At 69.4% G+C, this 12,932-nt stretch carries 10 protein-coding genes; 5 read left to right on the top strand and 5 right to left on the bottom strand.

Going from position 1 to position 12,932, the window contains the following annotated elements; translation table 11 throughout:
- Positions 1-75 precede the first annotated feature (75 nt).
- A complete protein-coding gene (locus AB3X08_RS15330; protein ID WP_369933634.1) occupies positions 76-2,970 on the bottom strand; it encodes a TonB-dependent receptor in 2,895 nt (964 codons plus the stop codon).
- 190 nt (positions 2,971-3,160) lie between these two features.
- Here AB3X08_RS15330 and AB3X08_RS15325 point away from each other — a divergent pair, with 190 nt between their 5' ends.
- Positions 3,161-3,388, top strand: coding sequence for a hypothetical protein (locus AB3X08_RS15325; RefSeq protein WP_369974716.1), 228 nt, complete (start codon positions 3,161-3,163; stop codon positions 3,386-3,388).
- A 26-nt stretch (positions 3,389-3,414) separates the two neighbouring features.
- Here AB3X08_RS15325 and AB3X08_RS15320 read toward each other — a convergent pair whose 3' ends face one another.
- The 3 genes from AB3X08_RS15320 to AB3X08_RS15310 form a co-directional block, all read right to left on the bottom strand.
- On the bottom strand, positions 3,415-4,431 hold the full coding sequence (locus AB3X08_RS15320; protein WP_369938546.1) for a FecR family protein: 1,017 nt from the start codon (positions 4,429-4,431) through the stop codon (positions 3,415-3,417).
- 65 nt (positions 4,432-4,496) lie between these two features.
- Positions 4,497-5,021, bottom strand: coding sequence for an RNA polymerase sigma factor (locus tag AB3X08_RS15315; protein ID WP_184411448.1), 525 nt, complete (start codon positions 5,019-5,021; stop codon positions 4,497-4,499).
- Positions 5,022-5,264: 243 nt separating this feature from the next.
- Complete coding sequence (locus tag AB3X08_RS15310; protein WP_369933632.1) at positions 5,265-6,989, bottom strand: IlvD/Edd family dehydratase; 1,725 nt, start codon at positions 6,987-6,989, stop codon at positions 5,265-5,267.
- Between the two features lie 173 nt (positions 6,990-7,162).
- Here AB3X08_RS15310 and AB3X08_RS15305 point away from each other — a divergent pair, with 173 nt between their 5' ends.
- Positions 7,163-7,960 carry an SDR family NAD(P)-dependent oxidoreductase gene (locus AB3X08_RS15305; RefSeq protein ID WP_369933630.1) on the top strand — a complete coding sequence of 266 codons (798 nt, stop codon included), beginning with the start codon at positions 7,163-7,165 and terminating at the stop codon, positions 7,958-7,960.
- A 259-nt stretch (positions 7,961-8,219) separates the two neighbouring features.
- Here AB3X08_RS15305 and AB3X08_RS15300 read toward each other — a convergent pair whose 3' ends face one another.
- Positions 8,220-9,215, bottom strand: a complete 996-nt coding sequence (locus AB3X08_RS15300; RefSeq protein WP_369933628.1) for a LysR substrate-binding domain-containing protein — start codon at positions 9,213-9,215, stop codon at positions 8,220-8,222.
- Between the two features lie 150 nt (positions 9,216-9,365).
- Between AB3X08_RS15300 and araD1 the strand changes: the two genes are divergently transcribed.
- The 3 genes from araD1 (at position 9,366) to AB3X08_RS15285 (ending at position 12,922) form a co-directional block, all read left to right on the top strand.
- A complete protein-coding gene (gene araD1 / locus AB3X08_RS15295; protein ID WP_369933626.1) occupies positions 9,366-10,373 on the top strand; it encodes an AraD1 family protein in 1,008 nt (335 codons plus the stop codon).
- Between the two features lie 19 nt (positions 10,374-10,392).
- Positions 10,393-11,832, top strand: coding sequence for an aldehyde dehydrogenase family protein (locus tag AB3X08_RS15290; protein WP_369933625.1), 1,440 nt, complete (start codon positions 10,393-10,395; stop codon positions 11,830-11,832).
- A 97-nt stretch (positions 11,833-11,929) separates the two neighbouring features.
- Entirely contained in the window at positions 11,930-12,922 is a 993-nt protein-coding gene (locus AB3X08_RS15285; RefSeq protein ID WP_369933624.1) for an ABC transporter substrate-binding protein, read from the top strand.
- Positions 12,923-12,932: the final 10 nt, after the last annotated feature.

The following is a 12,932-nucleotide window of genomic DNA, read 5'->3' as shown; positions in this document are numbered from 1 at the left end:
GCGGACAGCGCCGCAGTGGGCGCTGTCGCCATCGCGCGCGGTGCCGCTCGATGGCGGCGACCGCGCCGACGCGGCTCAGAAACGCGCGCGCAGGCCGACCGACCAGGTGCGGCCGTAGTCGGTGTAGCCGCCGAACAGATGGTCGCCGACGTACTGGCGCTGCACTTCGCCGGTGAGGTTGATCGCGTTGACGAACAGCGACAGGGTGTCGTTGACCTTCCAGGCCACGTTCGCGTCCAGGCTGCCGAACCTGTCGCTGTTGAGCGTGGCGACGTTGGCGGTGCCGACCGCGTTGAGGATGTCGTCGCTCCAGCTGTAGCTGACCCGCGCCATCAGCGGTCCCTTCTCGTAGAACAGCACCGCGTTGTAGGTGTTCCTGGCCACGCCTTCCAGGCTGTCGGTGAAGGTGCGGGTGCCGTCGCGGTAGGTGGCTTCGCTGTCGGTCCAGGTGTAGTTGAGCTGCATGCCCAGGCCATCCAGCGGCGCCGGCAGGCCGGCGAACACCTGCTGGTAGGCCACCTCCGCGCCCTTGACCTTGGCCTCGCTGCCGTTGGTCTTGGACGACAGCAGATAGGTCTGGCCCTGGTAGACCAGGTTCGACATCCGGGTCTGGATGAAGCTGGAGATGTCCTTGTAGAACACGCCGCCGGTCAGTGCAGAGGTGCCGTCGATGTACCACTCGAAGGTCAGGTCGTACTGCCACGCCTCGAACGGCCTGAGCCCGGGATTGCCGCCGCTGGCGGTGAGGATCTCGCCGCTGGAGTTGAAGGTGAGCTTGGACGACAGGTCGGTGAGGTCGGGGCGGGTGATGACCTTGGCCGCGGAGCTGCGCAGCACCATGTCGTCGCGCACGTCCCAGGCGGCGTTGAACGAGGGCAGCACGTTGCTGTAGCTGCGCTCGAAATGCACCGGCTGCGCGCTGCCGTCGACGTCGGCGTGGCCATCGGTGGTCTGTTCGGTGCGCACCAGGCGCACGCCGAGATTGCCGCGCACCTCGCGTCCGGCCAGTGTGCTGCCGAAATCGGCCATCGCATAGGCCGAGCCGATCTTTTCCTTCACTTCGTAGGAGTTCTGCAGGTCGGCGCTGTTGGGCGTGTTGGCCAGGTCGGTTGCAGTCGGCCAGTTGCCCCAGAAGGTGGATTCGATCGGCGCCAGCCATTGCCGCGGCAGGCTGCCGTTGGCGTCGGCGAGCATGTCGTCCACCGGCAGCGCGGTGAAGTTGCCGGCCGGGAAGCGCACGCCGGCGATGCTGTTGAGCAACAGGTCGGCGCGGTCGTAGCTGCGCGAGCGCTGGCGGTACTTGGCGCCGACCTTGAGGTCGCGGAAGAAGTCGCCGTCGAGCGCGCGCTTGGCGTCGAACTGCAGCGCGTCTTCCTTGTCGCGCGCATCGATCTCGCGCCATTCCAGGCGGCGCCCGGCCACGGTGGCCGGGTTGCTCGGATCGAAGCCGTTGCTGAAGCTCCAGTTCGGCACGTTGTCGTCGTCGGCCTGCGGCATGTCCACGTGCATCGACAGGGTGGTGCCGCTGCGCAGGCGGGTACGCCGGATCGGGTCCGAATCGTAGCTGTGCGCCTGCGAGTGGAACGCCACCGCGCCCAGCGTCCAGCGATCGCCGCTCCAGGTGCTGGACAGACGCGCGCTGCGGTTGTCGTCGGTGATGCCGGAGGTCTCGCGCGAGATCTGCACCTGGCCGTTGCGGTAGTCGAAACCGGTGATGCCGCCGTGCTCGACGCGGATATTGCTCATCTTGGCCAGGCTGTCGAAGCCCACGCCCAGGCTGTATTCGTCGTAGTGCACGGTCTGCTTGGCGTAGAGCAGGTCCAGGTTGGTCTCCCACGCCGCGCTCGGTTTCCACTGCAGCGAGGCGGCCACGCCGGTGCGCTCGCGTTGCTCCAGTTCCAGCGTCGGGCGCAGACCGGTCGGCGCGTAATAGGCGCCCGCTGCGCCCGGCACACCGTTGGGGTAGTAGTCCCAGCTGACTTCGTTGACCCGGTCCTGGCGCAGGCTGCGCTGCGCGTAGGCGCCGGAGATCAGCATGCCGAAGCTGCCGTCGGCGTTGACCCAGTTGAACAGGCCGGACACGCGCGGATCGTTGGCGTGGGTGCGCTGCGCCTGGCTCGATTCCAGCGATACATTGGTCAGAGTCTTGCCCAGTTCCAGCGGACGAAACGTGCGCACGTTGACGATGCCGCCGATCGCGCCTTCGTCCAGGTCGGCGGTGGGGCTCTTGATCACCTCCAGGCCGGATACCAGTTCGGCCGGCAGCGTGTCGTAGCGGAACTGGCGCCCGGTCTGCCCGGAGGTGCGCACGTTCTCGTTGACCGCCATGGTCTGGCCGTTGAGCGTGGTCACCTGGAAGTTCGGACCCAGACCGCGCACGCGCACGTACACACCTTCGCCGCGGTCGCGCACGATCGACACGCCGGGCACGCGCTGCAGCGCTTCGGCCACGTTCTGCGCCGGCAGCTTGCCGATGTCCTCGGCGGCGATCACGTCGACCACGCTGTCGGCGTAGCGCTTCTCGCGCAGCGCGGCGCTGAGGCTGCCGGCGTAGCTGCCGAGCACCTGGATGCGGTCCAGTTCCTTCACCGGTGCGTCCGCCGTGGGCGCGGCGGCCGGCATCGCGGTCGCGCTCGCGGCCGGGACCGCCCGCGCTGCGTCGCCCGCCGCGCTCGCCGCTTCGATCGTCACCGTGGTCGGATTGAGATAGCGGTAGCGCAGGCCGGTGCCGTCGAGCAGTTGTTGCAGGGCCTGCTCCGGCGTGGCGCCGGCGCTGGTGCCGCGGGTCTGCGGGTTGCCGGCGATGCCTGCGGCATAGACGAACTGCAATCCGCTCTGCCGCGACAAGGTGTTGAGCGCGCGCGCCAATGGCTGTGCGGGAATCGCATCGACCGCGATGGGCGTGGTCTGGGCGCCGGCGGCGCCGGCATGCAGGGCGAGGGCGACGGAAAGGAACAGGGTGCGGCGCATCGTCGTTGTCCAGTGGGAGCGGAAGGTGGGGCGCAACGCCGCCGCGAGGGGCGCAATGCTGCGTTGTGCCTGGACTACGAGGATCGACAGCGACGATCGGGCACCGGTTTTCGATGAATTTTCTGTGACACGTGCGGGGAGGCGAGGGCGGGCGGTGGTTTGCTTCGCGTGTCGTTTGCCGCTTGCGTTGGTGGGCGCGCGCGCCGAACTGCTGCAGGCCGCCGTGCTGCCCGCCGACCTCGCGCAGCTGGCCATCGACGGCGTGCGCGGCCACGGCGGCACCAGCCTCGGCGTGGTCGGCAACATCGTCGCGATGTGGTGCGCGCCGGGAGGAATGCGTGGCGCGTTCCGGCCGCGGTGTCGCGGCTGCAGCGGCGCGCGCGATGGCGCAACGCCCCGCCATGCATGTATGCGGTGACCGCTGCGCTCGGCGCCGATGAAGCGTTAGTGCGCGCCCGGTCGCGGCGCCGCACGGCTGCCGACGCGGATCGCGTCGGCAGTGGCGGTGACGCGCAGCGTCGGCTGGTCGGCGAGGAACGCGCGCAGCGAGGCAATGTCGTCGCCGCGCAGGTTGCCGGTCAAGCGCATCGCGCCGGCAGCGGCATCGTCGATCAGCAGGTGGGTGCGGTTGAGCCGGTTGAAATCCTCGGCCACGTTGGCCAGCGGCTCGTCGCGGAACACGATGCGGCGCTGCCACCAGGCATGCATCGCGGCGACGTCTTCGCTGGCCAGCTGGACCCGGCCGCTGGCATCGTCGATGCGCGCGCTCTGCCCGGCGCCGAGATCGGCCAGCATCGGCTGTCGCGGGCGACCGGCGTGCCACACGTGCACGTGGCCCTCGGTGACGTCGATGCGCGCTTGCTGCCGGTACAGGGTGACATCGAAGGTGGTGCCGATGTCCTCGATCCGTAGCGCGCCTGCCAGCACCTGCAGCGGGCGCCGATCCGGCGCGACCACGAAGCTGGCCTGGCCCTGCAGCAGCTGCAGGCGCCGGCTCCACGGCGTCATCGTCGCGCGCAGCGTGCTTTGCGCATTGAGATGCACGGTGCTGCGATCGGCCAGCTGCACGCTGCGCTGCTCGCCGTGCGCGGTGCTGTAGGTCGCGGTGCGCGGCCAGGCCCAGCCGGCGAGCACCGCCACGCCGCACAGTGCCGCGGCCAGGCCCATGCCCCAGCCGCGCAGGCGCGTACGCCGGTCTGTTTCGGCGACGCTGGACGGCGGCGCGACCGGTCGCGGTGCACGCGGCGGCAGCGGCAGCGCGATCACGTTGCGCGGCGCCGCATCGGTGTCTGCGCTGCGGTCGGCAGCGAGCAGCGCGTCCACGTCCAGGTCCATGCCGCGCAGCGCCGCGCCCAGTTCGCCGGCCACGCGCAGCACCGCCATGTATTCGCGCAGATGCAACGGCGAAGCGGTCAGCCAGTCCAGCAGTTGCGCCTGCTGCGTGGCGTCCAGCGCCTGCATGCGCTGCAGGGCATGCCAGTGCGCGGCTTCGGCGGTCGCGTTGCGCGCAGGAAAGGCGGCCTCGCTCACCAGCTTTCTCCGCTGTCGGCCAGCGCCCGCCGGCACGCCGACAGTCCGCGTACCACGTGCTTCTTGACCATGTGCGCGGACACGCCCATGCGTTCGGCGATCTGCTTGTAGCTCAGGCCGTCGCGGTACTGCATCACCAGCACCGCGCGGGTGCGGTCGGGCAGGCCGGCCAGCAAGGCCTGCAGGCGCTGTTGCCGCTGCTGTCGCTGTGCCGTGTCTTCCACGTCGTCCCCTGCGGCCAGCAATTGCGAGAACTGCTCCATCTCGTCGATGCGCAGCGGCGCCTGCTTGCGCCGCGCGGCCTGTTCGCGCGCCAGGTTCAGCGCCACCGTGTACAGGTAGGCCTCGGGATTGGCGATCGCCTCGCCCTGGTGCTGGTGCGCGCGCAGCAGGCGCAGGTAGGTTTCCTGCACCATGTCCTCGGCGTCCTCGTTGGCGCCGCGGCGCACGAAGAAGCCGCGCAGCACCGGACCGTGTTCCGCGAACATGCGCGCCCACGCGCGCTTGGGATGTGCCGCCACCGACCTGCCTTGCCCCTTGGTTGCGGCGCAGGCTAGAGGCTGCGGATGACGTTTCGGTGACGGGAGCGTGCAGGGCGCCTTGGTTGCATGCGGCCGGCTGCATGGATTTGTGGGAGCGACTTCAGTCGCGACGGGCTCTACCAGTAAGGCCCGTCGCGACTGAAGTCGCTCCCACAACACCGCGTCGGCTGCGAGCGCATCGGCGCGAGACGCCGTCGGCGGCAACCGCGCCGAGGCGACGCGTTAGTGCGAATCGCGCGCCACGTCGGCGCCGCTGCCGCCGACCAGGAAATCCAGGTCCGCGCCCAGATGCGCCTGCTGCACGTGCTCCACGTACAGCTTGCTCCAGCCGCGCAGCGGCGTCGGCAGCGGGGTCCATTCGCTGCGCCGGCGCAGCAGTTCCTCGTCGCTGACCTCCAGGTGCAGCGAGCGCCCCGGCACGTCCAGTTCGATGATGTCGCCGTCGCGCACCAGCGCCAGGGTGCCGCCGGTGGCGGCCTCCGGCGAGGCGTGCAGGACCACGGTGCCGTAGGCGGTGCCGCTCATGCGCGCATCGGAGATGCGCACCATGTCGGTGACGCCGGCGCGCAGCAGCTTCGGCGGCAGCGGCATGTTGCCGACCTCGGCCATGCCCGGGTAGCCGCGTGGGCCGCAGTTCTTCAGCACCATGATGCAGTCGGCGTCGATGTCCAGCGCCTCGTCGTCGATACGCGCCTTCATGTCCTCGATGCTCTCGAACACCACCGCGCGGCCGCGGTGCCGCAGCAGGTGCGGCGAGGCGGCGGACGGCTTGATCACTGCGCCGTCCGGGGCCAGGTTGCCGCGCAGCACGGCGATGCCGGCCTGTTCGCGGAACGGCGTGTCCAGCGCATGGATCACCTCGCGGTTCCAGCACGGCGCGTCGGCCACGTTCTCGCCGAGGGTGCGGCCGTTGACGGTGAGCGCATCCAGGTCCAGTTCGGCGCCGAGTTCGCGCATCACCGCCGGCAATCCGCCGGCGTAGTAGAAATCTTCCATCAGATACTGGCCGGACGGTTTCAGGTTGACCAAGCACGGCAGCCGCGAACCCAGCTGGTCCCAATCGTCCAGGCTCAGCGGCACGCCCAGGCGCCCGGCGATGGCCAGCAGGTGGATCACCGCATTGGTCGAGCCGCCGATCGCCGCGTTGACCTTGATCGCATTCGCGAACGCGGAGCGGGTCAGCACTTTCGATATGCGCAGGTCTTCCTCGACCATCTGCACGATGCGCCGGCCAGTGAGCCGCGCCAGCCGCGCGCGGCGCGAATCCACCGCCGGGATCGCCGCGTTCTCCGGCAGCGAGATGCCCAGCGCTTCGACCATGCTGGCCATGGTCGAGGCGGTGCCCATGGTCATGCAGCTGCCCTTGGAGCGCTGCATGCAGGCCTCGGCCTCGACGAACTCGTCCTGGCTCAGGGTGCCGGCGCGAACCATCTCCGACATCTGGATCACCCCGGTGCCCGAGCCCAGCGGCTGCCCGCGCCAATTGCCGGACAGCGACGGGCCGCCGGACAGGCCGATGGTCGGCAGGTCCACGCTGGCCGCGCCCATCAGCAGCGACGGGGTGGTCTTGTCGCAGCCCATCAGCAGCACCACCCCGTCCAGCGGATTGGCGCGGATCGATTCCTCCACGTCCATGCTGGCCAGATTGCGGAACAGCATCGCGGTGGGCAGCATCTGCGTCTCGCCCAGCGACATCACCGGGAACTCCAGCGGGAAGCCGCCGGCCTCGTAGACGCCGCGTTTGACGTGCTCGGCCAGCTCGCGCAGGTGGCCGTTGCACGGGGTCAGTTCCGACCAGGTGTTGCAGATGCCGATCACCGGGCGCCCGTCGAACATGTCGTGCGGGTGGCCCGCGCTCTTGAGCCAGCTGCGGTAGTAGAACCCCTGCTTGCCTTCGCGACCGAACCACGCCTGGCTGCGGCGGACCGGTTTGGTGGGTGAGCCCATGCTGGCGAATCCTCGAGACCTGATCGGCCCGGATCGGTGCCTGCACGGCGTCGCCCGGGGTGCTTTACGTCGGCGATGCTAGCGGGCATATTGATACATGAAAAATAACAAATAACTGACTATGGATATTTGTTTTCATATATCGAAATCCTATCCACCTAGAGCGAAACGGCATGGACAACACGGCAAGCGCGGCGTCTCCCGGCACCGGCAACGCAACCTACGGCAGCCTGCACGGACGCCGCGTCTTCATCACCGGCGGCGGCTCGGGCATCGGCGCGGCCCTGGTCGAGGCCTTCGCCGGGCAGGGCGCGCAGGTGGCCTTCGTCGATGTGGCCGCCGAGGCCAGCGCGGCGCTGGCCGAGCGCCTGGCCGCGGCCGGCCTGGCCAAGCCGTGGTGGCGCCGCTGCGACGTCACCGACGTGGCCGCGCTGCAGGCGGCGATCGGCGAGGCGGCGGCCGAACTGGGCGATTTCCACGTGCTGCTCAACAACGTCGGCAGCGACGACCGCCACGCGCTGGACGCGGTGACCCCGGCGTACTGGGAGCGCTGCGTGGCGATCAACCAGCGCGCCGCGTTCTTCGCGATCCAGGCGGCGGTGCCGGGCATGAAGCGGCTCGGTGGCGGTTCGATCGTCAACCTCGGCTCCACCGGCTGGCAGACCAAGACCGGCGGCTATCCGGTCTACGCCACCGCCAAGTCGTCGGTGAACGGACTGACCCGCGGCCTGGCGCGCGAACTGGGCGCGGCGCGGATCCGGGTCAACGTGCTGACTCCGGGCTGGGTGATGACCGAACGCCAGGTCACGCTGTGGCTGGACGAGGCCGGCGAGCGCGAACTGGCGCGCAACCAGTGCCTGCCGGACAAGGTGATGCCCGAGGACATCGCGCGCATGGCGCTGTTCCTGGCCTCGGACGAGTCGCGTGCGATCACGGCGCAGGAGTTCGTGGTGGATGCGGGGTGGACCTGAGGGGCTGGTGCGCCGCTGACATGGGGAAGGGTTTCGGCTGCCGACCGATGACGGAGATGGCCGCGATTGCGGGCTTCGCTCGTCGCGACTGAAGTCGCTCCCACAGGAGGGCGCGGTTGGCTGGAGGGTGGGTTGTGCGGCGGGCTTCAACCCTGAGGCATTGGCAATACGTGCGCTCCGCGGCAGGGTTCTGTCGCGGCTGAAGCCGCTCCTACAGGGGCTTGCGGTGTGCGCTGTAGGAGGGGCTTCGGCCCCGACATCAGCCTTCGGTTTGCGCGTCGGCCGGCGCCACTGCGTCCTCGGCCGGCGCGACGTAGCCGTACACCGGCCCGGCCGCGGCCTGCAGCGCCTGCAGCATGATCCGCGCGCCCGGCGACAGCAGCCAGTCGGTGCGGGTGATGATGCCGAACGCGTCCATCCGGCACGACAGGTCCACCGGCACGATCGCCACGCTGCCGTGGTCGGCGAAATGCCGGGCCACGTCCATCGGTACCACCGCCAGGTAGTCGCCCTGGCGCAGCAACTGCGGCAGCACCACCAGCGCCGAGGTCTCCACCACCCGCTTGGGCGGCTCCAGCCCGGCGTTCTGGAACATCAGTTCGAAGCGGTGGCGCAGCACGCTGCCGTCCGGCGGCACGATCCAGCCGGCCGCGGCCAGGTCGGGCAGCGCCAGCTGAGGCATGGCCAGGATCGGGTGGCCGGGGCGGGCGATCGCGCAGACCTCTTCCTCGGCCAGCGCCTGGTAGTGCAGGTTGCGCTTGTCGTGGCGCGCGAACAGCCGCGCCACCACGATGTCGAGCCTGTTCTGCGCCAGCTGCTCCAGCAGCACGTCGCTGCCGTCCACGCGCAAGGCCACGCGCAGCAGCGGATGCTGTTCGGTGACCTGGGCCAGCGCGGCCGGCAGCAGGGTCATCGCCGGTCCGGCGATGGCGCCGACGCTGACGCTGCCGAAGTAGCCGGCCTTCAACGCCTCGATCTCGGCGCCGGCCTCGCCCAGGCTGGACAGGGCGATGCGCGCGTGGCGGATCATCGCCTCGCCGTACCAGGTCGGGCGCATGCCGCGCGGCAGGCGCTCGAACAGCGGCACCGCCAGCATGTCCTCCAGGTCCTTGAGCAGCTTGGACGCGGCCGGCTGCGACATGTTCAAGGTCTCGGCGGCGCGGTGGATGTTGCCTTCCTCCTCGATCGCCAGCAGCAGCATCAACTGCCGGGTCTTCAGGCGAGCACGGACGAACCAGGGCGTGGCAGCAGGCATGGCGGCCTATGCATATGAATGTTCGTATACATTAAGCCAAAAACGATATTTGTTGCATATAGGTCATCCGGCCAGAATAGAACCGCATCCGCGGCACCGGCGGTCTGTGCTGCCACGCCGCTCTTTCGTATCCCGACAGGCGACCGATTCATGCGATTGATCCAACTGCTCGACGAGTCCGGCATCCCCAGCGTGGGCGCGGTGGCGGCGGACGGCACCCAGGTGCGGCTGCTGCGCGAAGTCGGCTCGACCTATGCGCTGGCCAACGCCGCGCTCGCCGCCGGCACCACGCTGGACGACTACGCCACGCATCAGCTCGGCGACATCGTGCTCGACTACGCCGAACTGCTGGCGAACCAGCGCGTGCTGTCGCCGCTGACCCATCCGGACCCGGCGCACTGCCGCGTCACCGGTACCGGCCTGACCCACCTGGGCAGCGCCGCCACCCGCGATGCGATGCACCAGAACCTGCAGCAGCAGGCCGATCAGGGCACGCTCACCGATTCGATGAAGATCTTCCAGCTCGGCGTGGAAGGCGGCATCCCGCGCGACAGCCAGCCCGGCGCGCAGCCGGAATGGTTCTACAAGGGCGACGGCAGCATCCTGGTCGCGCCCGGCGCGCCGTTGCCGTCGCCGGACTTCGCCCTGGACGGCGGCGAGGAACCGGAGCTGGTCGGGCTGTACGTGATCGGCGCCGACGGCGTGCCGTACCGGCTCGGCTTCGCGCTCGGCAACGAGTTCTCCGACCACGTCACCGAACGCCAGAACTATCTCTACCTGGCCCATTCCAAGCTGCGCGCCTGCGCGGTGGGCCCGGAGTTGCGCAGCGGCGAACTGCCGCGCGACCTGCGCGGCAGCAGCCGCATCCGTCGCGGCGATGCGGTGATCTGGGAAAAGCCCTTCGTCACCGGCGAGGCCAACATGTGCCACTCGCTGGCCAATCTGGAATACCACCACTTCAAGTACGCCGCGCACCGCGTGCCCGGCGACGTGCACCTGCATTTCTTCGGCACCGCCACGCTCAGCTTCGCCGACGGCGTGCAGGCCGAGCCGGGCGACCGCTTCGAAATCGAACTGCCGGACCTGGGCGCGGCGCTGGTCAATCCGCTGCAGCGGGTGGCGGCGGGGTTCGAACTGGGCGGCGTGCGCGCGCTGTAACCGAGCGAGGGAGAACGACATGAGTCAGCAGTTCCAGAGCTACATCGACGGCCACTGGGTGGCTGGCGGCGACATCGCCGCGGACGAGAATCCGTCCGACCTGTCCGCGCCGGTCGGCGAGGTCGGCAGCGTCGATGCCGACGCGGTGCGCGGCGCGATCGCCGCGGCCAACGCGGCGCAGGCCAAGTGGGCGGCGAGCACGCCGCAGCAGCGTGCCGACGCGCTGGACTTCGTCGGCAGCGAGATTCTGGCGCGCAAGCAGGAACTGGGCACGCTGCTGGCCTCCGAAGAAGGCAAGACCCTGCCGGAGAGCATCGGCGAGGCCGCGCGCGCCGGGCAGATCTTCAAGTTCTTCGCCGGCGAGGCGCTGCGCATTCCAGGCGAAAAGCTCGCCTCCACCCGCCCCGGCGTGGACGTGGAGATCACCCGCGAGCCGGTCGGCACGGTCGGCATCATCGCACCGTGGAATTTTCCGCTGGCGATCCCGGCGTGGAAGATCGCCCCGGCGCTGGCCTACGGCAACACCGTGGTGTTCAAGCCGGCCGAGATCGTGCCCGGCTGCGCCTGGGCGCTGGCCGAGATTCTCAGTCGCGCCGGCCTGCCCAGCGGCGCGTTCAACCTGGTGATCGGCAGCGGCCGCAGCGTCGGCCAGGCGCTGGTCGAGGACCGCGGCATCGACGCGCTGAGCTTCACCGGCTCGGTGCCCACCGGCAACCATCTGCTCAAGCAGGCGTCTGCGCGCGGGCTGAAGATCCAGCTGGAAATGGGCGGCAAGAATCCGCTGGTGGTGCTGGCCGATGCCGACCTGGACCTGGCGGTGGAGATCGCGGTCAACGGCGCGTATTTCTCCACCGGCCAGCGCTGCACCGCATCCAGCCGCCTGATCGTGGAGCGCCCGGTCTACGACGAATTCATCGCCCGGGTGAGCAAGCGCCTGGCCACGCTGAAGATCGGCCATGCGCTGACCCCCGGCATCGACATCGGCCCGGTCGCCAGCGCCAGCCAGTTCGCGCAGGACCGCGACTACGTGCGCATCGCCCAGGACGAAGGCGCCGAGCTGCTGTACGGCGGCGACGCGCTGGAATGCGAGCACCAGGGCCACTACATGCGCCCGGCGCTGATCGCCGCGCAGCCGCAGCACCGCATCGCGCGCGAAGAAGTGTTCGGCCCGGTCGCGGCGGTGATGCCGGCCGACGACTACGAACACGCGCTGGCGCTGGCCAACGACACAGAATTCGGCCTGTGCGCCGGCATCGCCACGCGCTCGCTCAAGCACGCCACGCATTTCAAGCGGCACGCGCAGGCCGGCATGGTGATGGTCAACCTGCCCACCGCCGGGGTCGATCCGCATGTGCCGTTCGGCGGGCGCAAGGCTTCCAGCTACGGCCCGCGCGAGCAGGGCCGCTATGCGGTGGAGTTCTATACGACGGTCAAGACGGCCTATACATTCGCGGGATGAACTGATCGATCCACTCGCGCGCCTGCCTGGGAGGGTGGGCGGCCGCCGCGGCCCGAGCGCCGCGCGACCGCCAGCGTGCAACGAACGAGGAGGGGTTATGCAGAAGTCAGGTGTGCGTGCGGCGGTGCTGGGGATGGCGGTGCTGCTGGGCGCGGCGTTGAGCGCGTGTTCCGGCGGCGGCAAGGACGCGGCCGGCAAGGCGGGCCAGATCACGGTCGGCTTCAGCCAGGTCGGCGCCGAGAGCGAGTGGCGCACCGCCAACACCGCGTCGGTGAAGCAGGCGATCGAGCAGGCGGGGATGAAGCTGAAGTTCTCCGACGCGCAGCAGAAGCAGGAGAACCAGATCAAGGCGCTGCGCTCGTTCATCGCCCAGCGCGTGGACGTGATCGCGTTCTCGCCGGTGGTCGAATCCGGCTGGGAGACCGTGCTGCGCGAGGCCAAGGCGGCGAACATCCCGGTGGTGTTGACCGATCGTGCGGTCAAGGTCTCCGACGACAGCCTGTACACCACGCTGATCGGCTCGGATTTCGTCGAGGAAGGGCGCAAGGCCGGGCGCTGGCTGCTCGAGCAGTCGCCGTTGAAGGACGGCGACAAGCCGGTGCGCATCGTCGAGCTGCAGGGCACGGTCGGCTCGGCGCCGGCGATCGATCGCATGAAGGGCTTCAAGGACGTCATCGCGGCCAACCCGCGTTTCCAGGTGGTGCGTTCGCAGAGCGGCGACTTCACCCGCGCCAAGGGCAAGGAAGTGATGGAGGCGTTCCTGAAGTCGGAAGGACGCAACATCGACGTGCTGTACGCGCACAACGACGACATGGCGATCGGCGCGATCCAGGCGATCGAGGAAGCCGGGCTGAAGCCTGGCAAGGACATCCTGGTGATTTCCATCGACGGGGTGAAGGGCGCGTTCGAGGCGATGCAGGCCGGCAAGCTCAACGTCACCGTGGAATGCAATCCGCTGCTCGGCCCGCAGTTGGTGCAGGCGATCCGCGACGTCAAGGCCGGCAAGTCGCTGCCCAAGCGCATCGTGGTCGAGGAATCGGTGTTCAACCAGGAGCAGGCCGCCGCCGAGCTGCCCAAGCGCAAGTACTGACGGAGCCTGC

Source organism: Xanthomonas sp. DAR 34887 (genome assembly GCF_041245805.1).
GTDB classification, from domain to species: domain Bacteria; phylum Pseudomonadota; class Gammaproteobacteria; order Xanthomonadales; family Xanthomonadaceae; genus Xanthomonas_A; species Xanthomonas_A tesorieronis.
Note: the sequence above shows the minus strand (reverse complement) of the source record. Positions and strands in the feature narration are given on the sequence as shown.